The sequence below is a fragment of the Zunongwangia pacifica genome (genome assembly GCF_023499215.1).
Taxonomy (GTDB): domain Bacteria; phylum Bacteroidota; class Bacteroidia; order Flavobacteriales; family Flavobacteriaceae; genus Zunongwangia; species Zunongwangia pacifica.
Genome location: NZ_JAKHSK010000011.1, coordinates 104,910 through 131,057, shown reverse-complemented (window position 1 = coordinate 131,057; position 26,148 = coordinate 104,910). Strand labels below are relative to the sequence as shown.

22 protein-coding genes are annotated in these 26,148 nt (G+C 36.2%); 5 read left to right on the top strand and 17 right to left on the bottom strand.

The window, feature by feature from the left end; genetic code table 11:
* Positions 1–24: 24 nt before the first annotated feature.
* The 3 genes from L1967_RS09675 to L1967_RS09665 are packed head-to-tail and all read right to left on the bottom strand — an operon-like array spanning position 25 to position 2,026.
* On the bottom strand, positions 25–576 hold the full coding sequence (locus L1967_RS09675) for an RsmD family RNA methyltransferase (protein ID WP_249601460.1): 552 nt from the start codon (positions 574–576) through the stop codon (positions 25–27).
* A complete protein-coding gene (locus L1967_RS09670) occupies positions 577–1,359 on the bottom strand; it encodes a DUF3822 family protein (protein ID WP_249601459.1) in 783 nt (260 codons plus the stop codon).
* 16 nt (positions 1,360–1,375) lie between these two features.
* Positions 1,376–2,026 carry a hypothetical protein gene (locus tag L1967_RS09665; protein ID WP_249601458.1) on the bottom strand — a complete coding sequence of 217 codons (651 nt, stop codon included), beginning with the start codon at positions 2,024–2,026 and terminating at the stop codon, positions 1,376–1,378.
* 120 nt (positions 2,027–2,146) lie between these two features.
* Here L1967_RS09665 and L1967_RS09660 point away from each other — a divergent pair, with 120 nt between their 5' ends.
* Together L1967_RS09660 and kdsB are read left to right on the top strand one after the other, a co-directional pair.
* Complete coding sequence (locus tag L1967_RS09660; RefSeq protein ID WP_249601457.1) at positions 2,147–3,586, top strand: ATP-dependent DNA helicase; 1,440 nt, start codon at positions 2,147–2,149, stop codon at positions 3,584–3,586.
* A 66-nt stretch (positions 3,587–3,652) separates the two neighbouring features.
* The gene (kdsB, locus tag L1967_RS09655) at positions 3,653–4,405 is read left to right on the top strand and encodes a 3-deoxy-manno-octulosonate cytidylyltransferase (protein WP_249601456.1); all 753 of its coding nucleotides are present in this window, start codon (positions 3,653–3,655) and stop codon (positions 4,403–4,405) included.
* Positions 4,406–4,499: 94 nt separating this feature from the next.
* On the opposite strand, the gene L1967_RS09650 is transcribed toward kdsB, so the two are convergent.
* From L1967_RS09650 to L1967_RS09640, 3 genes are read right to left on the bottom strand one after another with little or no spacing between them, the layout of a single operon-like run.
* Positions 4,500–5,813: a cryptochrome/photolyase family protein gene (locus L1967_RS09650; RefSeq protein ID WP_249601455.1), complete on the bottom strand. Its 1,314-nt coding sequence runs from the start codon at positions 5,811–5,813 to the stop codon at positions 4,500–4,502.
* Positions 5,814–6,512 (bottom strand): SDR family NAD(P)-dependent oxidoreductase, encoded by a 699-nt coding sequence (locus L1967_RS09645; RefSeq protein ID WP_249601454.1) that lies wholly within the window; start codon positions 6,510–6,512, stop codon positions 5,814–5,816.
* A 2-nt stretch (positions 6,513–6,514) separates the two neighbouring features.
* The gene (locus tag L1967_RS09640; RefSeq protein ID WP_249601453.1) at positions 6,515–7,018 is read right to left on the bottom strand and encodes an SRPBCC family protein; all 504 of its coding nucleotides are present in this window, start codon (positions 7,016–7,018) and stop codon (positions 6,515–6,517) included.
* A gap of 181 nt (positions 7,019–7,199) precedes the next feature.
* On the opposite strand from L1967_RS09640, the gene L1967_RS09635 reads away from it, so the two are divergent.
* A complete protein-coding gene (locus L1967_RS09635) occupies positions 7,200–8,039 on the top strand; it encodes a DUF2911 domain-containing protein (RefSeq protein ID WP_249601452.1) in 840 nt (279 codons plus the stop codon).
* Positions 8,040–8,233: 194 nt separating this feature from the next.
* Here L1967_RS09635 and L1967_RS09630 read toward each other — a convergent pair whose 3' ends face one another.
* The 9 genes from L1967_RS09630 to L1967_RS09590 form a co-directional block, all read right to left on the bottom strand.
* Positions 8,234–9,205 (bottom strand): Gfo/Idh/MocA family protein, encoded by a 972-nt coding sequence (locus L1967_RS09630; RefSeq protein WP_249601451.1) that lies wholly within the window; start codon positions 9,203–9,205, stop codon positions 8,234–8,236.
* A complete protein-coding gene (locus tag L1967_RS09625; RefSeq protein ID WP_249601450.1) occupies positions 9,202–10,899 on the bottom strand; it encodes a sodium:solute symporter family transporter in 1,698 nt (565 codons plus the stop codon). Before L1967_RS09625 ends, L1967_RS09630 begins: the two co-directional genes overlap by 4 nt.
* A 111-nt stretch (positions 10,900–11,010) precedes the next feature.
* Positions 11,011–13,503 carry a PIG-L family deacetylase gene (locus L1967_RS09620; protein WP_249601449.1) on the bottom strand — a complete coding sequence of 831 codons (2,493 nt, stop codon included), beginning with the start codon at positions 13,501–13,503 and terminating at the stop codon, positions 11,011–11,013.
* A gap of 321 nt (positions 13,504–13,824) precedes the next feature.
* Positions 13,825–14,364, bottom strand: coding sequence for a mechanosensitive ion channel domain-containing protein (locus tag L1967_RS09615; RefSeq protein WP_249601448.1), 540 nt, complete (start codon positions 14,362–14,364; stop codon positions 13,825–13,827).
* Complete coding sequence (locus L1967_RS09610) at positions 14,361–15,251, bottom strand: septum formation inhibitor Maf (RefSeq protein ID WP_249601447.1); 891 nt, start codon at positions 15,249–15,251, stop codon at positions 14,361–14,363. Before L1967_RS09610 ends, L1967_RS09615 begins: the two co-directional genes overlap by 4 nt.
* Before the next feature lie 99 nt (positions 15,252–15,350).
* Positions 15,351–15,950 carry a Maf-like protein gene (locus L1967_RS09605; protein ID WP_249601446.1) on the bottom strand — a complete coding sequence of 200 codons (600 nt, stop codon included), beginning with the start codon at positions 15,948–15,950 and terminating at the stop codon, positions 15,351–15,353.
* A 6-nt stretch (positions 15,951–15,956) separates the two neighbouring features.
* Positions 15,957–16,868, bottom strand: a complete 912-nt coding sequence (locus L1967_RS09600) for a geranylgeranylglycerol-phosphate geranylgeranyltransferase (RefSeq protein ID WP_249601445.1) — start codon at positions 16,866–16,868, stop codon at positions 15,957–15,959.
* A gap of 25 nt (positions 16,869–16,893) precedes the next feature.
* Positions 16,894–17,403, bottom strand: coding sequence for a KdsC family phosphatase (locus L1967_RS09595; RefSeq protein ID WP_249601444.1), 510 nt, complete (start codon positions 17,401–17,403; stop codon positions 16,894–16,896).
* Positions 17,387–18,148, bottom strand: a complete 762-nt coding sequence (locus tag L1967_RS09590; protein WP_249601443.1) for a Rossmann-like and DUF2520 domain-containing protein — start codon at positions 18,146–18,148, stop codon at positions 17,387–17,389. The genes L1967_RS09595 and L1967_RS09590 overlap by 17 nt, the downstream gene beginning before the upstream one ends.
* Positions 18,149–18,275: 127 nt before the next feature.
* On the opposite strand from L1967_RS09590, the gene L1967_RS09585 reads away from it, so the two are divergent.
* Positions 18,276–21,473: a cytochrome c biogenesis protein CcsA gene (locus L1967_RS09585; protein WP_249601442.1), complete on the top strand. Its 3,198-nt coding sequence runs from the start codon at positions 18,276–18,278 to the stop codon at positions 21,471–21,473.
* Positions 21,474–21,690: 217 nt separating this feature from the next.
* Here the strand turns inward: L1967_RS09585 and fumC are convergent, their stop codons facing one another.
* Positions 21,691–23,088 carry a class II fumarate hydratase gene (gene fumC / locus L1967_RS09580; protein ID WP_249601441.1) on the bottom strand — a complete coding sequence of 466 codons (1,398 nt, stop codon included), beginning with the start codon at positions 23,086–23,088 and terminating at the stop codon, positions 21,691–21,693.
* Positions 23,089–23,273: 185 nt separating this feature from the next.
* On the opposite strand from fumC, the gene L1967_RS09575 reads away from it, so the two are divergent.
* Positions 23,274–23,453, top strand: a complete 180-nt coding sequence (locus tag L1967_RS09575) for a hypothetical protein (RefSeq protein ID WP_249601475.1) — start codon at positions 23,274–23,276, stop codon at positions 23,451–23,453.
* A gap of 67 nt (positions 23,454–23,520) precedes the next feature.
* On the opposite strand, the gene L1967_RS09570 is transcribed toward L1967_RS09575, so the two are convergent.
* Positions 23,521–26,049 (bottom strand): TonB-dependent receptor, encoded by a 2,529-nt coding sequence (locus L1967_RS09570; RefSeq protein ID WP_249601440.1) that lies wholly within the window; start codon positions 26,047–26,049, stop codon positions 23,521–23,523.
* Between the last annotated feature and the right edge of the window lie 99 nt (positions 26,050–26,148).

Genomic DNA, 26,148 nt, shown 5'->3' with positions numbered 1-26,148 from the left:
AAATAATATAAACTTTTAGTATTTTTAATCGTTATCACCAGTTTTATAAAAAAATGAAAAAACAGAACCGCCATATCCTCTTTTCTCAACAAAATTTGGGCTAGTAGATAAATCGGTATGTTTTCCAGATTCAATAATTAGCATTCCGTCTTCACTAAGCAGATTATTTTTAAACACTAATTCGGCTATTCTTAAAAAATCTTCCGTGGAAAAATCGTAAGGAGGATCGGCAAATATAACATCTGCGGTAATGGGGGATTTTTCTAAATATTTAAAAACATCACTTTTTATGACAGTGATTGAGTAATTGAGTTCCGCCGCTGTTTTCTTTATGAATTTTACGCACTCAAAATTACCATCTACCGAGGTAATCTGTTCAGCACCACGTGACGCAAATTCATAGGAAATATTGCCTGTTCCAGAGAATAAATCTAAAATCCGTAAAGCACTAAAATGATAATGATTGTTTAAAATATTAAACAAGCCTTCTTTTGCCATATCTGTGGTTGGCCTTACGGGTAATTTTTTGGGGGCAATAATTCTTTTGCCTTTGTTGCTTCCTGAAATAATGCGCATTTAAAGCGTGTTTAAAAGTATGTATTCTTCAGATTTATTAATATTCCAGCCTTTTTCTATTTCGTGTGTTGTTTCTGAAGATAAAAAATGAATATTCTGAATATAATCCTGAAGCAATTTGTAAATGTCGTCTTCTTTATGAATTTCTCCACTTAAGTGAAGCTTAAACTTTTTGGGGTCTAAATCTAACTGTTCTGCAGCAAAAAGCAAGTAGTATAAATAATCTTCTTTACTAAAATAATTAAAGCTGTTACAAAGTAGTAGTTTGCCTTCTTCAATGATAAATAAATCTAGCCGTTTGTGACTATTATGTGCATAGACTTTAATTCCTTTATGATCTTCAAAAGAAAGAAACTTTTGCAATAACACCGATAGATGGTGAGAATATTCGAATTCACCGTATTTTTCAAAAAAATAATTGATGATATTGGTATAAGGAATATAGACATTCACCATTTCTTTATGCTCAATTTCATCTACGGCAACAAAATCTGTTTTAAGGATCTTCGTATTGAATTTTAAATAAGAAGCAGCGACCTCTTCTTTAAACCATTTTTTGGGAACTAATGTAAAAAGGTTATTACAGAAGCATAATTTCACCTCGTTTACCGGTGTTTTAAGCTGTGGTTGCGTATTGTATTCTTCTTCGATCTTTTGAAGAAGGTTTACCGGATCGAGTTCTTTTTCGAAGGATTTTTTGTGGTAATAAACTATAGTATTACTTTTTGTATTTAGGGTACAAAAAGAAAGTCCATTCAGGCTAACCTGAATGGACAATTTCAAAGATATATTTTCTGGATTATTGGTCACCATAAGTTTGTGGCCAGTTTCCTGTAGTGTTTACTTCTTCCATAGAACCAACACTAATGTAACGACCGTTAACCTCTTCTACAGATTGTACTTCGTTTTCTTGTGCGATCAAATGCTTATCCTGATCGTATAGGATTACACTTTTAGCAACTCTTGCTTCAAAAACGGGAATTTTGTTATCTCCTTTTTTTATTGAACCAGCTTGAAGTTCGACTTTAGCGTCTGTTCCTTTAATTGGTACGTTGATCATGTTGGTGTAACGATCACGATCACCTTTGTATAAAGAATCTTTTACCGGTACGAATCCTAAAGTATCGATAAGAACTTTTTCGATATACTCGTCTACACCATAGGTCTTTCTGTATTCTTCATCTAATACTGTAGTATCTCTACGTTGAGTAATCGCAAATTCAGCAGTATCGATAAATTGTACAAGTTTGTTAAAATCACCTTCAAAATCACCAGTGATCTCTTTATGAGCAAGCTCGGCCGCTCTTATGTCTTTAAGGTTTTCAATTACTTTTGGGTAACGTTGTTCTTTAACCTTGTTAAATTGAATTGGTCGGTATACAGCATCAAAAGTTAACCAAGCCAGAAAAGCTATAACCGCCCACAATAGTAATTGAATTACAAGTCTCATGCTTCTAAGAAATTAATTTAAGTTATTAGAGTTATATGACAAATCTACAATTTTTTTTTATTCGCAAAAGTTTCTTGCCTAAAAATCCATCATTATATTTGGTTTTTTGAAGATTCAGCTATGGAAAAACCGAATGTTTCAGCATTTTATAAAATTTTGATTAACGATTTGGGTTTTCAACCCCGTGAAAAACAGGATATTGCCTTACAGCAATTAGCCAAATTTGCAGTAGAAGGAACCAATGATGATCTTTTTTTGCTAAAAGGCTTTGCCGGTACAGGAAAAACAACAATTATCAGTTCTTTTGTTAAAAATCTGTGGAAAATAAAGAAATCTGGTGTTTTAATGGCGCCAACGGGTCGTGCAGCCAAGGTAATAGCGAATTATTCACAAAGGGAAGCCTTTACCATTCACAAGAAGATTTATTTTCCGAAGAAATCGGGGGGAAGCGGAATTCAGTTTGTTTTACAAACAAATAAACATAAAAATACGATTTTTATTGTAGATGAAGCCTCGATGATTGCAGATCATCCAGGTGATTCTAAGAATTTTGATAATGGTTCTTTGCTAGACGATTTAATGGAATATGTGTATAGCGGGCACAAATGCCAATTGATTTTTATAGGGGATACTGCACAGCTTCCGCCTGTAAAAATGGATATAAGTCCGGCCTTGGATCAAGATACATTACGAACCGGTTTTTTTAAAGAGGTTGGGCATATAGAATTAGACGAAGTGGTTAGGCAAAGTGAGGAAAGTGATATTTTACATAATGCAACATTAATTAGAGAAGCTATTCGTGAAGCTTTTTATGAGAGTTTTAAATTTGAATTAGGACCTAAAGCAGATGTAGTACGGCTGGTGGATGGGTACGAAATTATGGAAGCCATTCAGGATACCTATCATTCGCTGGGAAACGAGGATACCAGTATTATTGTTCGTTCTAATAAAAGAGCTAATCAATACAATCAACAAATTAGATCCCGAATTTTATACCAGGAAGAAGAAATTTCTGCCGGCGATTATCTAATGGTGGTAAAAAATAATTATTTCTGGATAAAACCCTCTTCTGAAGCTGGTTTTATTGCCAATGGGGATATTGTAAAAGTTTTGGAGATTTTTGCGATAAAGGAACTTTACGGATTTCGTTTTGCTGAAGTTTCGGTGCAAATGGTCGATTACCCAAAGATGCGTCCTTTTGAGACGGTGGTCATGTTAGATACGTTAACCAGTAATTCCCCTTCGCTTACTTTTGAAGAATCTAATCTTCTTTATCAGGAAGTAATGAAAGATTATGAAGATGAAACAGCGAAATATAAAAAGTTTTTGAAGGTTAAAAACAACAAATACTTTAATGCATTACAGGTAAAATTCTCTTATGCCATTACTTGTCATAAAAGTCAGGGTGGGCAATGGAATACCGTTTTTATAGAACAGCCTTATTTACCCAATGGTGTAGGCAAAGAATATCTTCGCTGGTTGTACACAGCGGTAACACGGGCTACAGATAAATTATATCTTATAGGATTTAAAGATGATTTTTTTGTGGTACAGGATTAACTAAATTTAAACAGCCGGCCTGTTTTTAAAAGCTTATTTTTAGAAAAAATTAATCAATATTTTTTGATGAAAGAAAAACTTAAGATTGTCGCGATGATTCCCGCCAGATACGAAGCTTCACGATTTCCGGGGAAGTTAATGCAGGATTTAAATGGGAAACCGGTAATTCAGCGAACTTATGAAGCAGCTAAGAATACCGGGCTGTTTGATGATGTTTATATTGTTACAGACAGTGACAAGATAGTAGTAGAAGCAAAGAATTTTGGCGGTAAAGTAATTAAAAGCAAAAAAGAGCATGACTGCGGAAGTGACCGCCTTGCCGAGGCCGTTCATGATATGGATGTAGATATTGTAGTGAACGTGCAGGGAGACGAGCCATTTATTGATAAATTAAGTTTAGAGCGATTACTGAATGTTTTTCAGGATGATGATGCTTCAAGTATCGATTTAGCGTCCTTAAAAGTAGCAATACAGGATAGTAAAGAAATTACCAATCCTAATAATGTAAAGGTGATTACAGATCATAATGATTATGCGCTATATTTCTCAAGGTTTCCTGTTCCTTATCCTAGAAATACCGATATTAAAGTGATTTATTATAAACATATTGGGATTTATGCATTTAGAAAACAGGCACTTTTAGATTTCTATAATTTACCCATGCTGCAATTGGAGAATGCTGAAAAAATTGAATGTATTCGATATTTAGAATATGGTAAAAATATTAAAATGGTAGAAACCGATAGACAGACTATTGGGATTGATACTCCTGAAGATTTAGAGCGTGCAAAAGAATATCTACAATCTTTAGAAAATTAATTAGACAGGAATTAAATATTCAATAAAAAAACGGCCAGTAACTTAAAATTACTGGCCGTTTTCGTTTGGCAATACAGAAATTACTAACTAACAATTAACCATTGCTTACTGCTTCTTTATAGGTTGAAAGTGCGCGTTCTCTCGCTTCTTTATGATCTACCATTTTATCGGGATAATCATCGGAGCCAAATTCTTCAACCCATTCTTTTATGTATTTTTTGTCTTTGTCGAATTTATCGATTTGAGTAGTAGGATTAAATATCCTGAAGTAAGGAGCGGCATCTACGCCACTTCCTGCAACCCACTGCCAGTTTCCAACATTAGATGACATTTCGTAATCTAGTAATTTTTCAGCAAAATAGGCTTCTCCCCAACGCCAATCTATTAACAAGTGTTTGCACAAAAAGCTACCCACCAGCATTCTCACTCGATTGTGCATAAAACCAGACTTGTTAAGTTGACGCATACCGGCATCAACCAAAGGGAAACCTGTTTTACCAGCTTTCCACTTTTCGAAATCTTGTTTGTTATTACGCCATTTAATAGTGTCATATTTCTTTTTAAAAGCATCGGTTACCGTTGAGGGGTTATGATATAAAACCTGCATAAAAAATTCGCGCCACACCAATTCCTGCAAAAAGGTTTTATTCTTTTCGTTATTAGCCTTTTTAACCATTTTCCGAACGCTTACTGTCCCAAATCTAAGATGAGGCCCCAAGTGACTGGTGCCTTCTTTTGAAGGTATATTTCTGGTGTTTTCATATTGCTGAATAAGTGTTGGCGTAATATCGAAATCAGGTACTTTTAAAGATGATTTTTTAAAGCCAATATCACTTAAACTTAAGTTTGGTAGTCTGGTGTTTTGAATAAGATTATCTAGAAACTGACTGGTATAATGAATCTTTAGGTCGATGTCTTTAAAATGTTGCATCCATGTTTTCATGTACGGCGTGTACACCACGTAGGGATCGCCGTCACCTTTTACAACTTCATCCTTTTCAAAAATAACCTGATCTTTAAATGTTTCAAATTCAATATCATTGGCCTCTAATAATTGCTGAATTTGATGATCACGGTCTTTGGCGTATGGCTCGTAATCGCGGTTGGTAAAGACTTTGCCAATGTTGTAATCCTTTACTAGGCTTTTAAAAATTTCTTCAGGTTTACCATGATACATGGCGATTGAAGAATGATGATTTTTCTGAAGTTCACTCCTCATTTTCTGAAGTGTTTCAAAAATAAAAGTTACCCGGGCATCATCTTCAGGTAAACGATCTAAGATTTCAGTATCAAAAATAAAAATAGGCATTACGGGATGCCCTTCTTTTAAAGCTGCTAAAAAACCTACATTATCATCTAATCTTAAATCCCTACGAAACCAGAATATATTTATTTTATCCTTGCTCATTTACGAAATGTTTAGTGTGGAAAGTCCGCCATCTACACCAAAAATTTGTCCTGTAATCCAGCTACTTTCTTCACTTAATAAAAATGCGGTCATATTAGCAATATCGGCTGTAGTTCCCACTCGTTTTAGGGGGTGACGCTGATCCATTTTTTCTTTTTTCTTGTCGTTATTTAATAGTTTTTCTGCAAGTGGAGTATCAGTTAACGAAGGGGAGACCACATTAACCCTTAAACTCGGTGCATATTCTGCCGCTAAAGATTTAGCAAAACCTTCTATTGCGCCTTTTGCGGCGGCTATGCTGGTATGAAAAGGCATCCCTACTTTTACTGCGACGCTACTAAAAAATACTAAACTAGCTTGTTGGGATTCTTTTAATATAGGCATCAATGCATTTATAACTTTAATTAAACCAAAAAAACTGAGTTGCATTTCATCTTCAAAATCTTTTGGTTTTAGCATTTTAAAAGGTTTCAGATTAATGCTCCCTGGGCAATACACCAATCCGTCTAATTTTTCGGGTAAATCAAGAGACGATATGTCATCTTTCAGCACATCAAACTCTAAATGATTAACTTCTAAATCGCCAATATCACCATGGCTTCTGGAAGCAATATAAATATTGTGTTCTTTATGTAGTTTTTTAGCAATTTCTAGTCCTATGCCGGTAGAACCGCCAATAAGTAAAATATTCTTTTCCATAATTAATTTAAAATATCCTGTTTAAGAGTACCTTCAGAAGCTTGTGGAGTTTTGTACTCGCCAAAAAGCTCAATGAGCTTCTTTTTACGATACTCGAAAATCTCCTCTAATTTTGGTTTTACCATAAATGGATGTACCAAATTGCCCAATTTTCCCATTGGTAGCTTATAATCTACGATGTCTTCCATTTCTACTCCGCCATCAATTTCTTTAATAAAATGTTTGTGATGCCATAACGCATACGGGCCAAAACGTTGTTCATCTACAAAGTATTCACCTTCTTTAACATGGGTGATTTCAGTTACCCATTTTGTTTTTATACCGCCAATTGGAGTAACGATATATTGAATAATCTGCCCCTCGAACATAGGGCGATCTCCACCAGAGGTAATATCAAAACCCATATAATCTGGAGTGATGATTTTAAGGTTTTTGGGATCAGATAAAAAATCCCATGCCTGTTTTTTTGAAATAGGGAGTTTTTGAAAGGTATGGATTTGGTGCATTTTTAAGCAATTTGTTATTTTAATAAAATTACAATGATAATTGTTTAATGAAAAATTATATTAGTTAAACAAAATTTAAATGATTGATTTTATTATAAAAAAATATCATTAAGTATGTATTTCTTAATTTAATTAGCTGTGAATGTTATTATCTTAGTGAAAAACTAAATCATACCCAATCATGAAAAAACTACTACAACTATTCATTTTAACTTTAGGTATATCTGTATCTGCACAAATACAGGCGCCACAACCAAGTCCTTCTGCTAAAGTAGAGCAGATGGTAGGGTTAACCACAGTTACATTAGACTACTCAAGGCCTGCAATGCGCGGCAGAACGATTTTTGGAAACTTAGTGCCATACGGAGAAATTTGGAGAACCGGTGCAAATGAGAACACCGTTATAGGTTTTTCTGATGATGTAGAAATCCAGGGCCAAACTTTAAAAGCGGGTAAATATGCTATTTATACGATCCCTAATAAAGACAATTGGGATGTAATGTTTTATAAATCTACCAATAACTGGGGAAATCCTCAAAATTGGGATGATAGTATGGTCGCTTTAAAAGCAAAAGCTGAGGTGGTTAAAATGCCTATGGAAATGCAAAGTTTCACTATTTTAATCGATGAGCTTACAAACGATGGTGCTACTTTAAATTTCTTATGGGAGAATACCGTGGCTTTTTTAAAATTTTCTGTTCCTACAGATAAAAAAACAATGGCTAGTATCGATAGAGTAATGAACGGCCCGGGAGCTGGCGACTATTATGCTGCCGCTGCTTATTATCATGATGCCGATAAAGATTTAAATAAAGCCTGGGAGTGGATCAATAAAGCAACTGAAGCCAATCCAGATGCTTATTGGATACAGAGAAAAAAGTCGTTGATCGCTGCCGATTTAGGTAAAAAAGAGGAAGCAATTGAAGCGGCTAAAAAGTCTTTGACTGCTGCTGAAAAGGCCGGAAATAAAGATTACGTAAAAATGAACAAAGATTCATTAAAAGAGTGGGGAGCAAAATAATGGAGCTCTAAAATATCTAATAATAAAAAAGAGGCTGTCTAAAACTCAATTTTAGTCAAGTCGCTCCGACAGCGATCGGAATTGTTTCAGGTTTTCATAACTATTTTTAAATCAATGAGATGGGATTCTGAAATAAATTCAGAATGACGTTTTTTGATATTTTTAGAAAGCCTCTTTTCACTGAAGCAATATTATTAATATTCCAAACCAATTTTTTCTCGAACCGCATCCAGCATTTCTATAAGCTCTAAACTTTTTTCAAACGTCATTTCAGTACTTTCTTTTTTGCCTTCCAATAGCATTTGGCCTACGTGTTCGGCTTCAAAATTATAACCGTTAGCTTCTACGCCAAATTCTCTGGTGAGGCTTTCATTTTCAGTAGTGATGACTACGGAGCTTGGTTGATGAAATCTTGGTTTTATATAAATTTTGGCTTTTTCTAATGTTATGGTGGCCGCAACATCAGTGTTTTTATCTACAAAGCTATAAAGTTCGGCCCTTACATTTTCAGGATAAATAAATGTAGCGTGGCATCTGGCATCTACCTCGGTTTTGGCCATTTTAGCGGTAGCTTCTATTTTTTCTGGTTTACCCAGAAAGCTCAAGGCCGCAAAAATTGGATATATACCAATATCCAGTAAACTACCGCCACCTAAAGATTTATTGTAAATCCTACTGTTGGCATCAAAAGGAGCATCAAAACCAAAATCGGCTTCCATTGATAAGACTTTCCCATATTTGCCAGATTTTATAACTTCAGCAGTATATTTAAAATGAGGAAGAAAATGCGTCCACATAGCTTCCATTAAAAATGTATCCTGTTTTTGTGCAAAATCGATCATTTCTTTTACCTGATTTTTATTCATGGCAAAAGGCTTTTCACACAAAACGGCCTTTTTATGCTTCAGACAAAGCAACGTATGCTCGTGGTGAAATACGTGAGGTGTCGCAATATAAATAGCATCCACTTCAGGATCATTGAGCATTTCAGTGTAACTTCCGTAGGCTTTATCGGCTCCCATTTCTTCAGTATAATCTTTAGCTTTTTCTAAAGATCGGCTGGCAGCCGCATACAAATTAGCATTGGGAACATGGGTTAAGCCCAAAGCAAATTTTTTAGCGATTTTTCCCGGTCCTAAGATTCCCCAGTTTATTGTTTTATTCATGATGATGCATTTTTAGGTTGGGTGGTGGTTTGTATAAGCAATGCAATGCTAATGACCAACAGGCAGCCAAGAACGTTTAACCATAGATACGGTAAAATATCTAAAAAGTAAACTACGATTACAATTAATTGAGTGATTATTGCTGAAATAAAAACGGCATTGCTTTTTATGAATCTGATGAAAAAGGCAAGTAAAAATATGCCCAGTACATTGCCGTAAAATATCGAACCGATAATATTGACAAGCTGAATAAGATTATCAAATAAATCGGCTACACTGGCAAAGATGATGGCTAGAACACCCCACATTAGGGTGAACCATTTTGAGGCATTTAAATAATGCTCTTCGCTTTTTTCTTCTTTCAGGTTTCTGCGATAAATATCGATGGTCGTCGTCGATGCCAGCGCATTTAGCTCTGAAGCGGTAGAAGACATCGCAGCGCATAAAATCACGGCCAATAAAAGACCAATAGCACCTCGGGGCAAATTATTCAGAATAAAATGAATAAATACGTAGTCTTTATCGTTACTTTCTGCACTGGTTTTTGCCGCATCGATAAATATTTTTGCTTTTTCACGATTTTGGAATTCCTGAGTGTTTAATGCGGAAAGCTGGTCTTTAAATTGCTGATTTTCGGATTCAGAGAGCTGATCGATTTTATTGGCGTAATCTAAAGTAAGTTTTTGTTTTTGTTCCTGAAGCTCACGGTGAGTCACCATTAAATCTTCGTACTGCTCGGCATAATCTGAACTTAAAACGGCTTCAGTCGCAGCAGGGTTAAAATTAAGTGGCGTGCTATTAAACTGGTAGAATACAAAAACCATCACACCAACTAACAATATAAAAAATTGCAATGGTACTTTTAGAAATCCGTTAAATATCATTCCTAACTGACTTTCCCTTACGCTTCTTCCAGAGAGATAACGCTGCACCTGGCTTTGATCGGTGCCAAAATAGGAAAGCGATAAGAATGTACCCCCTATAATACCACTCCAAAACGTATATCGGTTATTAAAATCGAAAGAGAAATCCAGCACATCCATTTTACCTTCGCTTCCGGCAATTTCCAATGCTTTTGTGAAGGTTATATTTTCTGGCAGGTAATATAAAATGATAAAAAATGTCGCGATCATTCCGGTTAGGATTACCGCCATTTGCTGCTTATGTGTTACGCTAACGGCTTTGGTACCGCCTGAAACTGTATAAATAATGACCAATACTCCAATTAGTAAGGTAAGCGTGGTAAGATCCCAGCCTAAAACAGCCGATAGGATAATAGCAGGAGCAAAAATAGTAAGCCCGGCTGCTAAACCACGCTGAATTAAAAACAGTAATGCGGTTAATACTCTTGTTTTTTGGTCGAATCTGGATTCTAAATATTCGTAAGCCGTATAAACCTTTAATCGGTGATAAATAGGGATAAAAACAATACAAATGATAACGATAGCGATAGGCAGCCCAAAATAAAATTGTACAAATCCCATCCCATCATTAAAGGCCTGTCCCGGCGTCGATAAAAAAGTAATCGCACTGGCCTGGGTGGCCATTACCGATAGGCCAATGGTCCACCATTGGGCATCGTTACCACCTTTTATAAAATCCTGAACGTTCTTACTACCACGAGATTTATAGACGCCGTACCAAACAATCGAACTAATGGTAACTATTAAAATTATCCAATCAATTAATTGCATGTTAGGCGAAAGATTTCATTATAAAATAAAAGGCAATAATATAGATAGCGTTGGCGACCAACACAGCGGTGTACCGCATTTTCCATTGATATTTCTCTGGCTTTTCTTCCATTATTTTCCTAAAGAAAGCAAGTTAGCAAAAAGGCGGTACGATCCCGCAACTCCGGCAGGAAATTGTCTAAAGAAGCTTAAACCGGTATAAACATAATAGCCTTTACCGTATTTAGCAATTAAAAGACTGCCTTCTGTAGCTTCTTCATTTTTATCGTGCATTGATAATATGGTATTGTAATTCTTATCCCAGGCGTTCGGGAAATATAGTCCACGTTCTTGTACCCAGCCATCAAAATCGTTTTTGGTGATTTTGTTGGGCGTATTTAAAACAGGTGAATTGGGATTTACAAAATCAACTTCGGCATCTTCTTCGGTTACACGATCGTAGGATAATTTAAAAGGGAAAGGCCCAATTTGGTTTACTGTAATACCACGATCTTTGTTGTATTGCGACACCAGTGTACCACCATTTTCAACATACTTCATTAACTCGTCATTCTTATAACGAAGTTCTTCCAATACATTATAAGCTCTAACGCCGGTTACTACTGCATCATATTTTGCTAAGCCTTTTGCGGATATTGTCGCAGGCGATAGCACACTCACATGATAACCAATTTGGCGTAAACTTTCAGGCACTACATCACCGGCACCGGCGATATACGCGATATTTTCTCCTTTTTTCTGAATATCGATTTTAGCCAGTTTCAGCTTTGCAGGGATAACCAGTGTTTGCTTTGGTATATGGGGATAGTTAATCGTAATAACTTCGTCTTTGTATGTTTTTCCAGAAGTTTCAAATTCAGGATAAATCCAAATTTCACTTTGCGCTGAAGGTGGGGTCACTTTAAAAGTATACGTGATACTGCTTCCTTTTTGCGGGAGGTTTACCGCTTCAGATTTTGGCGATATTTGCCATTCTGAAGGTAAATTTAATTTTAGCGTTCCGCTGGTACTGTCTTTTTCCGCAGTCACTTTTATCCTGATATTTTTGCTTTCCTGATTAGGGAAAAGAATAACATCCTCTGTAAAACCTATGGATACCGGTGGAATAATTTCAAAATTCTCGTAATTTTCACCGGTTACATTGTCATTATATTTGTAAACAATTTCTTTTTCAAAAGGAATGGAAGTGCCATTTATATCGATGTTGAAAGTTACCGTGTTAAGATGCGGAGTTTCTGGTTTCCCAATTAATTTTCGATCATCTACACGATACATTCCTACAGTTCCTTCTTTATTTAACCAGTATGGTGAAGTATACGTGGCATTTTCAGGAACTTTATATTCCAAGGATTTTTTCCAGTCTTCATTATTAGGGAGTACAGTAGCCGTTTCTTCAACTTGATTTTGCGGATTTAAGACGATAGATGTTAACTCCACTTCGGCATTACTGCGATTAATAGCTTCAAGCTGAAGCATGGTAGTATCGCCTGGCGAAGCAAATTCTGAATTTGATACCGCATCCAGATAAAGTCCCGCACATGCCTGTATGATTGATTTTATTTCTTCTGTTTTTATGGCTTTCCAATGTTCGTCTTTTAAATGCTGAATTAGCGAATAGGCTTTTAAAAGTGCTGGTAAACTGGCAGACGGATTAGTAAAATCAAATTTTTCCTGAACATCACTTAACATCTCACCAATTTCAGCGCCGCCTTTAACACGCGTCCAGGTGGTATTTATTCCAGAGAAAATATCTTCCCTGGAAGCTGGTTGTGAACCTTTAATAAGTTCTAAATATTCCATTTCGCTACCACGAGAACCCGTACTTCCAAAACCCTGTGATTGGTGCTGACTACGACTTAACGATGCGATTTCTGGATTAGAAAGTCCTTTTAAAGGAAAATAGACTCCGGTGTCAAAACTCAGGTATTTTTCACTTTTTGTTGCTTCTTTAAATGCTTGTTGACTCCCAAAAAACCAGGATGAGGTATTAAAAAATAAGCGTTCTGGCTGCCATGTGCTGGTGTATTCCAATTGTTTTGGGAATATCGATTTGTCAGTGGTAATATCAAAAGCTTCTACACTTAAAATTGCAGAAGAGGTATGGTGGCCGTGCGTTGTACCCGGTGTGCGATGATCAAAACGATTAATAATCACATCGGGCTTAAAATTTCTTATCACCCAAACCACATCACTTAAAACTTCTTCTTTATTCCAGGTTTTTAAAGTTTCATCTGGATTTTTAGAATATCCAAAATCATTGGCGCGGCTAAAAAACTGCTGCCCACCATCAATTTTACGTGCAGCAAGTAACTCCTGAGTTCTAATTAAACCTAATTGTTCCCTTATTTCTGGTCCTATTAGATTTTGGCCGCCATCACCCCTGGTTAAAGAAAGATAAGCCGTTCTGGCATGTTTTTCATTAGAGAAATAGGAGATCAATCGGGTATTTTCATCGTCAGGATGAGCCGCCAGATATAAAACGGAACCTAAAAAATTCAGTTTTTCAATTTTTTCATAAATCGCTGAGGCACTTAGTTTTTGGGGAGCCTGTGCATTTAATTTAAAAGAGAGTATTAAAAATAAAAGGGGTAGGAATTTACGCATTTTTATGCCTTATTTTAAACAAAATCAAATATAAAGTTTTTACTCGATAATCGAGATTAAATGCTACAAGGCTTGTCTTAAATTAAAAAATAATTTTCTAAAAAAGGGACATATGGACTTGCCCTGGGCAGTTTACTGCCCTAATGGTAGTATTTATATTTAATTAATTATCCGTAATTTGTAATAATTCGTTTTTTTCGTCATTCCGGACTTGATCCGGAATCTCATAGTGTATTAAAGAACAAGCTATTGTGATGAGGCCCTGAATCAAGCTTTATTGCGGACATTCAATTAATTAATACAAAAAAGGCTCTTTAAAAGTTAGAGTGCATTTTTTCCTTCATCTAAAAAAACGTCTTTCTGTACTAAAGAAACTGCCTTTTGTAAGATAAGGTTATTGGGATAGGTAATAAGTTCACCATCGTCTGTCCTTAAGTGAAGATGAAAGGCTTTAATGTCTTCAATTAATGCTTCGATAGGCATATCCTTATCATGGATTTTTATTTTATCCCCAATTTTATAAGGGAAATTAAAAAACATGATTATTCCTGAAGTGATGTTACTAAGTATAGACCAGATCGCAAATAAGGCTACGCCAATAACAGCAAAAACCGAAGAGAATATTAAGGCAAGATCCCGAAGATTCATCCCCCAAACCACCGCCATTACAAATAGTGCCAGAATAACGATTAAAATATTGATGTATCTGAACATTAAACGAATTCTGGTAATATGAATTTCCCCTTTCTCACCAATGCGCTGTGCTGTTTTTTTAAGTACAAAATTGATCACTAAAAGGATCACCAGCATAAGCAAGGTATAAAAAAGCTCTGTAGAATATGCAAACTCGGGGATGTTCATTTTAATCCTAATTTTTCGCGCAAAGATACATTATTCAACGCATTTTTATTCCAATAGTCTATTTTTAAGCGCTTGTTTTTTACCGCCTTTGTGGTAAGCATTTTTGAATTTTCATTATTGCCAGAAGGCATTGTTTCTTCCCATTTTTCAATCTCAAAAGGGAATGCAGGCTGGTAATAGATCTTTATCGTTCGATTAAGGTCTGGATAATTTAAGGCGTATAATGCAAGGGAATCTTTTTTGGATTTTTTAGCCGAAACTTTATAAGCTTTAGCCTCGCGGTGTTGCAATTGTAAATATTCAAAAGACGGGATCATTTCTAATTCGCCCTCAGGTAATTCAGCCGGATTAATCCGTATGATATTCCAGATTTCATTTTCTAAATGTGTTTTTGGAAGATTAAATTGCTTATCGGCTTCCCCTTCAAAATACGAATGTGAGTTCATCTCAAAATTTGTGCGATTGTTAAGCTGAATAAACTGCTGTCCGCACCATTCCTGTACAGAAGCCGAAACTTTTGTAGCATGGCCTTCTTTATGTAGCGGAAAAAAACTACTCTCCATAATCGAGTAGGGGTAGATGCCGGTGATAAAATTTTTGGTGCTGTTCAGTTTTAAAACCGGGAATGTTCTTTCTGAAACTTCATTGGCTTTTACCTGTTCTTCAGGAGAAAAATCTTCTTTTACAAAGATCTTTACCGCGGTACCTTCCCGCATTTCTCCATATCTTGCCTGTGTTAAGGTGTACGATGTAATTTCAGCCGTACCATCAAACCAATATTCTTTAAATTCCGTAGATAATTTTCGATCTTTTGGAGGATCGGGGATTTTATCGCAGCCAAAACACAATATGCAAAACAGCAGTGCGATTTTGGATATTTGGCACATCTTTTTTCTTTTTAAAAGTCAAGTACTTTAGCGAACTCTTGGAGCGTTTTAAAGCAAAACGTCATGGGCCGTAGTTAAATTGCGCAGATCACCTTAATTTTATGCAGAAGCAAGCGCTGTTAAGGTCTCGTAAACCAAATGTGTAGGAAGACCCACCACATTAAAATAACTCCCTTCGATATGTGTAATCCCAATAAAACCAATCCATTCCTGAATGGCATAGCCACCCGCTTTATCAAAAGGTTTATAGTTAGTTACATAAAAATCGATTTCTTCTTCAGAAAGTTTTTTAAAAGTCACTTTTGTGGAAGAATGAACGATCTCCTGAACTTTTTGCTGATCTTTAACAGTAGTGAAACAAACAGAAGTTTCTACACTATGCGTTTTACCCGAAAGTGAAGCGATCATTTGTTTTGCTTCGGTGGCATTTTTTGGTTTTCCCATTGCAACACCTTCATTACTTACAATGGTATCACTGGTGATAACAATCTGATTTTCGATAAGATCGTCGAAAGCTTCGGCTTTAAGTTTCGCCAGATAATCGGTAATTTCAGTACCTTTTAAATGTTGGGGATAAACTTCGTTAACCGGCCTTACATCTGCAATAAAAGGAATATGCAAATCCTTAAAAAACTCCTGTCTTCGAGGGGAACCCGAAGCCAAAATAATCTGTTTGTTTTTTAAAATTTCATTCAGCATAAAAAATCAGGACATTAAATATTCTGGAAATCCTAAAGAGAGCAGTCCAAAAAATAACATGAACTTTAAAATAAGGCTAAATTTTGAGTAATCTTTCTTAGAATTTGCTTTTAAAATTCCGGCGACCAAAGCGAGTAGGGGAGCAATAATAAAAACCAATGCATACACCACAGCTTTAGTACTACGGTATAGATCATCTCCTAAAAAAATGATGCTAAAAATCAGCAAAATAAGGCAAAAAATAAAAACAAACATATTGGTTCTCTTTTGGCCAATGAGCAAAGGGAGCGTGTTACTTTGTGTTTTATAGTCGCCATTAATATCTTCCTGATCTTTAATGATTTCTCGTACAAAATTCAACAATGTGGCATACAACGAATAATATACCAGCGTATTAAAAAGCATGCGCTGATTTTTAATATTTTCAGAAGTAATTTCTGGATACAAATCAAAAATCACCGGTAATAAAACAACCAGTCCAACCAGCATGCTTATCACCAGGTTCCCGGCAATAGCAATATGTTTTAAATAGGTGGCATAAAGGTAAAGTAGGGCAGAAGTAAGGATAAAAATAGCAGAAAATGCCGGAGTATCGATTTTGTTGGCAATATAAAAGCCTAGCCCTACCCCCATAATATTAAGTGCAAAAAATAAGTTATAGGCCGATTTTTCACTGATTTTTTCCCTAATGACAAGTCGTTTGGGGGCGTTAATACGATCGGCTTCGTAATCTAAAATATTATTGATCACATAGCCCGATGCTGCAATACAAACCACTGCGATAATCAACAAAATAAATTCTATATCGCTAAGCGCTGTGCTGGCATCGAATTGCTTAAAAAAGCCAAACCTAATTAACAGCAGGCACAAAGCTATAAATAGCAAATTGCCATATCGTACCAGTTTTAAATATGGCATATAGTATTTTGTTTTTTCAGCCTTTTTATTTTTCTATCCATTTCCCCTGAACTTTCATTACCTGCTCGATAACATCCCGAACGCAGCCATCACCACCGTTTTTATGAGAAATGTACTTAGAAACATCTTTAACTTCAGGTACGGCATCTTGTGGGCAGGTAGGTAAACCAATCAATTTCATAGGGTACATATCGGGAATATCATCGCCCATATAAAGCACATTTTCTGCCTTGATATCGTAAATATCAAAAAACTCATCCAGTTGTTCTACCTTATCATCTATTCCTAAATAAATGTCTGTAATCCCCAAATCTCTTAAGCGGGTACGTACGCCTTCGTTTTTACCTCCAGAAATGATACAAACGGTATACCCTGCTTTCACCGCCTGTTTTAATGCATAACCATCTTTAACGCTCATGCTTCTTAATAAATCACCATCTGCGGTGACGTGAACAGATCCGTTGGTTAAAACGCCATCAACATCAAAAACAAAAGTGGTGATGTTGTTTAAGTACTCTTTATAACTCTTTTCCATAGCTTTTTAGTATTGCTTCAGATATTGTTTTATATAATTTTTGCTGGTCTTCATCTAAGTATTCTAAATGTGCCACCATCGTTTTTTTATCATTACGACGGGCAGGGCCGGTTTGCGCTTCTTTAGGAGAAACTTTTTTGATTTTCTGAAAAGTTTCCTCGATTAAAGGTTTTAAAATGTCAAACGGGATTTCGTGCTTCTCGCAAATTTCAGAAGCTTTTGAGAGCATAAAATTACTGAAGTTATTTGCAAAAACCGCAGCCACATGAGATATTCTGCGTTGTTTAGATGAAATATTATAAACCGATGCTGAAATCTGTAAAGCCAGTTGCCTTATTTTTTTAAAGTTTTCTTCAGAATTTGCCTCAATGCAAATAGGAATTTGGCTAAAATCGACTTCTTTTTCTTTAGAAAAGCTCTGTAAAGGGTAAAAAACACCAAAATTAGAATGCTTCGCTAAAATGTTGATGTCTACCGCGCCTGAAGTATGTAAAACAATATTTTTGTTTGCCTGTAATTGTGAAGAAACTTCAGCAATAGCATCATCTTTTACCGAGATTAGATAAAAATCGGCTTCTTTTATTTCAGAAATCAAAGTAGTCGTAGCAACTTTATCTGCAAAGGCCTTTAATTTTTTCTCGTGATGATTAAAAACCTGAACGATTTCTATCCCTGTACTGGCTTCAAAAACCTTAAACAGGTGATGAGCAAGATTTCCGGCGCCAAGAAGTACCACTTTTATCATTGCGCTAAATTATTAAAAAAATAACTCAGGCAAAATTAACATTTGAAACCAGATATTGCTTGGATTTAAGACTTATTAACTAATACAAAATCCTTAAATTTGCAGCCATTTCAAAGATTATCTTTTCATGCAAAAAAAAATTGCTTCTGTCATATTTTCCACTCGTATAATGGCAGTGTTGTTCGTCGTTTTTGCCATTGCAATGGCACTAGGAACATTTATCGAAAACTGGTATAGTATAGAGACAGCGCGTTTAATGATTTATAATACCTGGTGGTTTGAAGCCATAATGGTATTTTTTCTTATTAACTTTTTAGGGAATATTAAACGTTACAATCTGCATAAGAAGGAAAAGTGGTCTTCCCTTTTATTGCACCTTTCTTTTATTCTTATTTTAATTGGTGCGTTTGTGACCAGATATATTAGTTACGAAGGCGTAATGCCCATTCAGGAAGGAGAAACTACTAATAAATTTCTTTCAGAAAAAACCTATTTTACCTTTTTTATTGATGGTGAAATTAATGGTGAACCCAGACGTAGAGTACTACAGGAACCTGTGCTTTTTGGGCCAGAGTACGATAATGAATATGTACTGAATACCGATTATAACGGGCAGCCGGTAAAATTTGAACTTACAAATTTTATTTATGGTGCCGAAGAGAAATTGATTGAAAACCCTAATGGTGATAATTATCTAAAAATAGTGGAAGCCGGCGGAGGTTCACGACATGATCATTACCTTAAAGAAGGGGAAGTAAGCAGTATTCATAATGTGCTGTTCTCCTTAAATAAACCTACCGAAGGCGCTATAAACATACAACTTACTCAGGATGGTGAATATTTAATCGAGTCGCCTTTTGAAGCCGATTATATGCGCATGGCCGATCAAAAAAAGGGAAGTCTGGTGGCCGATTCTATTCAGCCTTTAATGCTGAGATCGCTTTACACCATGGGAAATATGCAATTTGTAATCCCAGATCCCGTCGTGAAAGGAAGTTATGATGTTGTAGCCACTCCACAAAAAGAAAAAAGTCAGCCAGATGCGGTTGACCTTAAAATCAGCAGTAACGGTGAAACTAAAAGTGTGACCTTGATGGGCGGTAAGGGGCTTGCCTCTGAGCCGGAAAAAATCTCGTTAGGAGGGCTTGATATTTTTCTTAATTATGGTTCTAAAGAAATGGAACTTCCTTTTTCGTTAAAATTGGAGGATTTTGTTGCTGAAAAATATCCGGGTACCAAAAATAGCTATTCTTCATTTAAAAGTAAGATCGAAATTATCGAGGATGGCAAAGAGCCAAGGCCTTACGAAATTTATATGAACCATGTTTTAGATTTACACGGCTATCGTTTTTTCCAGTCCAGTTTTATGCCCGATGAAAGCGGAACGGTACTTTCGGTAAACCATGATTTTTGGGGAACCTGGATTACTTACATAGGTTACTTTTTATTGTATACTGGCTTAATGTGGATCATGTTTGCTAAAGGTTCACGTTTTGGGAAAGTAAAAGTGATGCTGGATAAAGTTAAAGCAAAACAAAAATCGCTAGCGGTCCTTTTAGCGATTTTAGGGACTACTTTTGGTGCTTTTGCTCAGGAAACTCAGGATGATCATGCACATATTCAGACTACCCAGGAGCAGCTGGATTCTGTGATTATGGCCAATGCCGTAAGCAAAGAACACGCGGCAAAGTTTGGACGTTTAATTATCCAGGATGCCGGGGGGCGAATGAAACCCGCCAATACTTTTTCTTCGGAATTACTAAGAAAGCTAAGTAAGAAAGACGATTACAATGGGCTTAATTCAGATCAGGTATTTTTATCGATGTCAGAAAGTCCGTTTTACTGGTACGATATTCCGCTGATTTATGTGAAAAAATATAATGATAGTATTCATCATATTACCGGAGTTCCTGAAGGTAAAAAGTATTTGAGTCTGCTTGATTTTATGGATGAGGAAGGTAATTATAAACTTTCGCCATTTTTAGAGAAAGCCTATAGAGCGCCTGTGCCTAACCAGTTTCAGAAAGATTTTATTGAAGCCGATAAGCGTGTAAATCTTTTATGGCAGGCCTTAGATGGTAATATTCTAAGGGTTTTTCCTATACCGGGAGACGAAAATAATAAGTGGGTTTCTCATAAAGAAGCTCAGGATGCTAATTTAAAAGGAATGGATTCGGTGTACACACGGCAAATTATTCCGTTGTATATGAATGCCTTAAAATTGGCAAGACAAACCAATGATTACGAGCAGGCTAACAAGTATTTGCAAAGTATAAAGGATTATCAGCAAAAGTTCGGCGAAGAAGTAATGCCTTCTGAAAGAAAGATAAAAGCTGAAATTCTATATAATAAGTACGATATTTTTAGAAACCTGTTCTGGATGTATATGCTTACAGGTTTGGTAATGCTAGTTTTTGTTGTTGTACAAATTTTTAAAGATCGAAAAGCCATTCGATTAATTATTAATATTTGTACAGTAGCGATTATTATTTTATTTGTGCTGCATACCGCAGGATTAGGCTTTAGATGGTATATCTCTGGGCACGCGCCCTGGAGTGACGCTTATGAGTCGATGATCTATGTAGGCTGGGCGACCATGTTCTTTGGGTTGGCGTTTGGTAAGAAAAGTAACTTAACCATAGCTTCTACAGCTTTTGTAGCTTCTATGATCTTAATGGTAGCGCATTGGAACTGGATGGATCCCGCAATTGCGAATTTAGTACCAGTACTTAATTCCTATTGGTTAATGATCCACGTATCGGTTATTGTAGGAAGTTATGGGCCATTCACTTTGGGAATGATCCTGGGGGTGGTTTCCCTGCTTTTGATGATTATGACCACCGAAAAGAACAAAAAACGAATAGAATTAAGTATTCGAGAAATCACCATAATTACTGAAATGGCATTAACCGTGGGATTAGTGATGCTTACCATTGGAAACTTTTTGGGTGGCCAGTGGGCTAACGAAAGTTGGGGTCGCTACTGGGGTTGGGATCCTAAAGAAACCTGGGCTCTAATTAGTATTATGGTGTATGCTTTTGTAATCCACATGCGTTTAGTTCCTGGTTTGAGAGGACGATGGACCTTCAATTTTATGGCTGTGGTAGCGTATGCATCGATTATGATGACGTATTTTGGAGTGAATTTCTACCTAACAGGGCTGCATTCTTATGCTAGCGGAGATAAAGTGATTACGCCAACATTCGTATATTATTCGGTAGTAGTGGTGGCTATTTTAGGAGCAGTTTCCTATTGGAGATATAGCATTCATTATAAGAAAAAAGCCAAAAAAGAGATTAAAGCGAAAAAAGAGGAAAGAATCTAAACTCTAAACTAATCGTTTTTTGTTCGTAATAGAATATAAAAAAGAGGCTGTCTAAAAACTCAATTTTAGTCAACCTGTTCCGATAGCTATCGGAATTATTTCAGGTTCTCATAACGATTTTTAAATCAATAAGATGAGATTCTGAAACATGTTCAGAATGACGTTTTTGGATGTTTTTAGACAGCCTTTTGATTTTGTACAAAACGAAGCTTCGTTTTTATTTTAAGCTTCCTACCATATCTTTTGGTTGTACCCATTCGTCGAATTCTTCAGCGCTTAGGTATCCAAGGTTTACCGCTTCTTCTTTAAGTGTCGTTCCGTTTTTATGAGCGGTATTGGCAATTTCAGCAGCTTTATAATAGCCAATTTTGGTATTTAAAGCAGTTACCAGCATTAAAGAATTATTTAAGTGCTCCTGAATTCTTGCATGGTTGGGTTCGATTCCCTGAGCACAATGTTCATCAAAAGAAACACAAACATCACCAATCAATTGTGCACTTTGCAATAGGTTAGCGGCCATAACCGGTTTAAAAACGTTAAGTTCAAATTGTCCCTGCATTCCACCAGCGCTAACAGTCACATCGTTCCCAATTACCTGTGCGCAAACCATAGTTAAAGCTTCACATTGCGTAGGGTTTACTTTTCCTGGCATAATAGAAGAACCAGGCTCGTTTGCCGGAATATTGATTTCTCCGATTCCACTTCTTGGGCCACTGGCGATCATTCTAATATCGTTCCCAATTTTATTTAAGGAAACCGCTAATTGTTTTAAGGCACCATGTGTTTCTACTAAAGCATCGTGAGCTGCAAGCGCTTCAAATTTATTAGCTGCCGTGGTGAATGGTAAGCCTGTAAATTCAGCGATTTGTTCAGCTACTTTTACTGCGTAACCTTCAGGAGTATTCAATCCTGTTCCTACGGCAGTTCCCCCTAAAGCCAATTCGCCAAGATGCGGAAGTGTATTTTCCAGGGCTTTAATTCCGTAGTCTAATTGCGCCGCATAACCGCTAAATTCCTGTCCCAGGGTTAGGGGAGTGGCGTCCATAAAATGGGTACGCCCAATTTTTACAACTTCTTTAAATTCTTCAGATTTCTTCTTTAAAGTATCGCGAAGCTGTTTTACTCCTGGCAGGGTTACTTCAACCACTTTTTTATAAGCAGCGATATGCATTCCGGTAGGGAAAGTATCATTAGAAGATTGTGATTTGTTTACATCGTCGTTTGGCTGCAAGGTTTTATCTCCTTCACCTATGGTTTTCCCTGCAAGCTGGTGGGCACGGTTGGCGATCACCTCGTTAACATTCATATTAGATTGGGTACCACTACCTGTTTGCCAGATCACCAATGGGAATTGATCATCGTGTTTACCCTTTAAGATTTCGTCGCAAACCTGAGCGATGAGGTCTCTTTTTTCTTCTGGAAGAACACCTAGCTCGCAGTTGGTATAGGCAGCCGCTTTTTTTAGGTAAGCAAAGCCATATACAATTTCTAGGGGCATGCTTGCCGCAGGGCCAATTTTAAAGTTATTACGGGAACGCTCTGTTTGTGCGCCCCAAAGTTTGTCTGAAGGAACTTTTACTTCCCCCATGGTATCTTTTTCTATTCTAAAGTCCATAATGATAATATTGATTGTTACACAAATTTAAGGTTTCAGCCTCTTTTTAGGTATAAAAAAGCTTTAAAATTGGTTCAAATACATTGAGATTCTACATTGTTGATATATTGTTTAAAAAGTATAAATTAAATTGTGATAAGCTTTATAATGTTTTTATCTTTGTATTCCAAATACTGAAAATTATGATGTTCGAATTCGGTCAATTTCTAGGTTTTTTGGCATTTTTAGCAATCCTTACGATGGGATTCTGGCTAATGATATTCCTAACAACGGTGATCGTTCCTTATTGGTTGGGAGGTTCTATTATGGATCTTTTAAAAGAAAAGAAAGCCAAGAGGGAAGCTGCCAAAGAACAAAAAGCATAAAAAAAGGGACTTTACTAAGTCCCTTTTTTTATGCTTTTTGTTGACAGAAGAGGAAAGGAAGAGTTGATTAAAACTCTCCTTCCATATCTTCATTTTGCATTTCTCTGTTTTCTTTTCTTTGCTGATTCTTTTGTTGATTGAATCTATAAATTAAAGACACATTAACCTGACGTTGTCTCCACTGGAATTCGCTATACTGCTCAAAACGATCTGTTATAGTTGTTCCCTTTCTTTTTCTGGAATTTAACAGGTCTCTTGCATTTACCGAAATTGTTGCATTCTCATTAAAAATATCTTTACTCAATGCAAGGTCGATGGATAAGATACCATCATTTCTACCCTGAATATCCTCTGAAGCTCCGCGGTAAAATGCATTGGTTTGCCAATCTATTGATGCCGGTAAAGTGACTTTAGAACTGAACCTGGCAAACCAGCTGGTATTTTTCTGGCTATAATTGATCCCGTTGTATTCTCCATTAATATCAAACTGAAAAAAGTTTACACTACCGTTTAATCGCAGCCATTTTGCTGGATTATATAATAACCCAAGTTCTGCACCAATACGATCATTAGTTCCTAAGTTTATGGGTAATGTTCTAATCACATCCACTTCGGTATCATTTGGTCCCGGAATGGTAATATTATCCTGTACTCTCTGAAAAGCATCGGTTTCTCTTTGAAAATAAACAGAAGAGGTTAAAGTTAATTTTTCCCATCTTTTTAAATATCCCAAATCAAAAGCGTTAGAATAAGCGGGTTGTAAATTGGGATTTCCCTGAAATATATTTGTTCTACTGTTTCTTGAAGGAAAAGGGTTAATAAACCATCCCCATGGGCGATTAATCCTACGATTATATCCTAATGTGATATTTTCTTCTTTTCCAAGCTCGTAAATTAAATTAACTGTAGGGAAAAGGCCTAAATAATTATTATCGAAATTGGTATTGATTTGGAACCCAAATTCCTCTCTTAATTCCTCTTCGGTTAATTCAGATTCAATTTTACCTTTAAGATGGGTGTTTTCTAATCGTAGTCCTAAAAGAAAGCTGAAATCGCCAAATTTCGATCCGTATTGCGTGTAAAGCGCCTGTACATTTTCGGTATAATCAAAAATGTTGGTTTGGTTTTCATTTACCGCTAAAATACCTTCTTCATTTTCCTGGCGTAATTCATAATCGGTAACCGTGTTTTCAAAATTACCACGATATCCGGCTTCAAATTGAGATCCTTCTCCAATCGGTAAGACATAATCAGCCTGAACTAAATATTCCTTTTGGTCTTCTTTGGTGTTGGTTTCTTCACGCGGAATGCGAATGTTGTCTTTATCAGTATTGTTATAATCTACTAATTCTGAAATAAAAGCGGCCTTTTCCTCTTTATCCATTTCATATTGAAAATCTGCCGTTAATTGGTGTCCCTTATCATTAAATTTATTAATATAGTTTACGGCAAATTGGTAGCTTTCGTCATCTTCGGTCTCTAACTCAGATCTTGTGGTGCCCAGTTGGTCTGCGCCATTTAGAAAGTACTCATTGATGTTGGTTGTAAGGTCTTCATCATCACCTTTTCTATAAAAAATGGAACCTGTGATCGAAGATTGGTCGTTTATATAATACTCTAAACCTATATTGGTATTAAAACCTTTATTTTCACGATCCATATCGCGATCCTCGATGTTACGATCGTAATTAATATCTTCTAAAAGAGGGACTGCTCTTTCTTCAAAATATTTGGTGTCGAAATAACCATTTCCGGGACTTTTTCTATAACGATATCCGGTAGTGTTAAATAGGTTATATTTTTCTGTACGGTAATTAATATTTGCAGAGGCACCGGCATTTGCAGGATCTCCACCGGTTAACGTAAGCGAACCGTTAAAACCTAAGGTTTTCTCTTTTCTAAGAATAATGTTTAAGATCCCGGCAGTTCCTTCAGCGTCGTATCTGGCAGAAGGGGAGGTGATCACCTCTACACGCTCTATAGCATCGGCAGGAAGCTGACTTAAAACATTGGTAGAACCAAATCCGGCCATTGCAGAGGGTTTACCGTTTATTAAGATCTTTACATTTTCGTTACCTCTTAAGCTAATTCCGCCTTCGATATCTACAGAGACAGAGGGAACATTGTTTAGTGCATCACTCACGGTCCCACCAGAGGTAGTAAGGTCTTTACCAATATTGTATATTTTTTTATCTAATCTTACATCAACCTGGGTGGTCTCGGCACGTACAACTACTTCATCAAGACTTGCAGAGCTTACTCCCAGGGCAATCGTGCCTAGGCTAAGATCTGAGTTTACTGTTCTATTATTAAAGACTTTACTTTCGTAGGAGATAAATTCTACTTTGATATTGTATGTCCCTTTGGCAACATCGATAGAAAATTTACCGTTAACATCGGTAACGCCTCCGGTTACTTTACTGGGATCGTTTGTGTTGGTAATACTTACCGTAGCGTATTCTAACGGAACTTTTAAATCATTGTCTATAACTTTACCCGTTATGGTATAATCTGCACCTTGTGCGAAAAGAGTGATGTTTAGGCTTAAAAAAAATAAAAGCACTAAACTGTGTCTAAAATTAAATTTGGCGGTCATTAAAACTTTTTCTTTTATGACCGCCTTTTATCAAAAAGGTTTAACGCGTATTGGTTAAACTTGCGTTAAAGAAGCCTGTGGCGCTTGTTAAAACCACGT

Excerpts from the sequence above, each read along its gene's own strand:
- L1967_RS09675 (WP_249601460.1), bottom strand. The coding sequence starts at position 576 with ATGCGCATTATTTCAGGAAGCAACAAAGGCAAAAGAATTATTGCCCCC.
- L1967_RS09665 (WP_249601458.1), bottom strand. The coding sequence starts at position 2,026 with ATGAGACTTGTAATTCAATTACTATTGTGGGCGGTTATAGCTTTTCTG.
- L1967_RS09660 (WP_249601457.1), top strand. The coding sequence starts at position 2,147 with ATGGAAAAACCGAATGTTTCAGCATTTTATAAAATTTTGATTAACGAT.
- kdsB (WP_249601456.1), top strand. The coding sequence starts at position 3,653 with ATGAAAGAAAAACTTAAGATTGTCGCGATGATTCCCGCCAGATACGAA.
- L1967_RS09650 (WP_249601455.1), bottom strand. The coding sequence starts at position 5,813 with ATGAGCAAGGATAAAATAAATATATTCTGGTTTCGTAGGGATTTAAGA.
- L1967_RS09645 (WP_249601454.1), bottom strand. The coding sequence starts at position 6,512 with ATGGAAAAGAATATTTTACTTATTGGCGGTTCTACCGGCATAGGACTA.
- L1967_RS09640 (WP_249601453.1), bottom strand. The coding sequence starts at position 7,018 with ATGCACCAAATCCATACCTTTCAAAAACTCCCTATTTCAAAAAAACAG.
- L1967_RS09635 (WP_249601452.1), top strand. The coding sequence starts at position 7,200 with ATGAAAAAACTACTACAACTATTCATTTTAACTTTAGGTATATCTGTA.
- L1967_RS09630 (WP_249601451.1), bottom strand. The coding sequence starts at position 9,205 with ATGAATAAAACAATAAACTGGGGAATCTTAGGACCGGGAAAAATCGCT.
- L1967_RS09625 (WP_249601450.1), bottom strand. The coding sequence starts at position 10,899 with ATGCAATTAATTGATTGGATAATTTTAATAGTTACCATTAGTTCGATT.
- L1967_RS09620 (WP_249601449.1), bottom strand. The coding sequence starts at position 13,503 with ATGCGTAAATTCCTACCCCTTTTATTTTTAATACTCTCTTTTAAATTA.
- L1967_RS09615 (WP_249601448.1), bottom strand. The coding sequence starts at position 14,364 with ATGAACATCCCCGAGTTTGCATATTCTACAGAGCTTTTTTATACCTTG.
- L1967_RS09610 (WP_249601447.1), bottom strand. The coding sequence starts at position 15,251 with ATGTGCCAAATATCCAAAATCGCACTGCTGTTTTGCATATTGTGTTTT.
- L1967_RS09605 (WP_249601446.1), bottom strand. The coding sequence starts at position 15,950 with ATGCTGAATGAAATTTTAAAAAACAAACAGATTATTTTGGCTTCGGGT.
- L1967_RS09600 (WP_249601445.1), bottom strand. The coding sequence starts at position 16,868 with ATGCCATATTTAAAACTGGTACGATATGGCAATTTGCTATTTATAGCT.
- L1967_RS09595 (WP_249601444.1), bottom strand. The coding sequence starts at position 17,403 with ATGGAAAAGAGTTATAAAGAGTACTTAAACAACATCACCACTTTTGTT.
- L1967_RS09590 (WP_249601443.1), bottom strand. The coding sequence starts at position 18,148 with ATGATAAAAGTGGTACTTCTTGGCGCCGGAAATCTTGCTCATCACCTG.
- L1967_RS09585 (WP_249601442.1), top strand. The coding sequence starts at position 18,276 with ATGCAAAAAAAAATTGCTTCTGTCATATTTTCCACTCGTATAATGGCA.
- fumC (WP_249601441.1), bottom strand. The coding sequence starts at position 23,088 with ATGGACTTTAGAATAGAAAAAGATACCATGGGGGAAGTAAAAGTTCCT.
- L1967_RS09575 (WP_249601475.1), top strand. The coding sequence starts at position 23,274 with ATGTTCGAATTCGGTCAATTTCTAGGTTTTTTGGCATTTTTAGCAATC.
- L1967_RS09570 (WP_249601440.1), bottom strand. The coding sequence starts at position 26,049 with ATGACCGCCAAATTTAATTTTAGACACAGTTTAGTGCTTTTATTTTTT.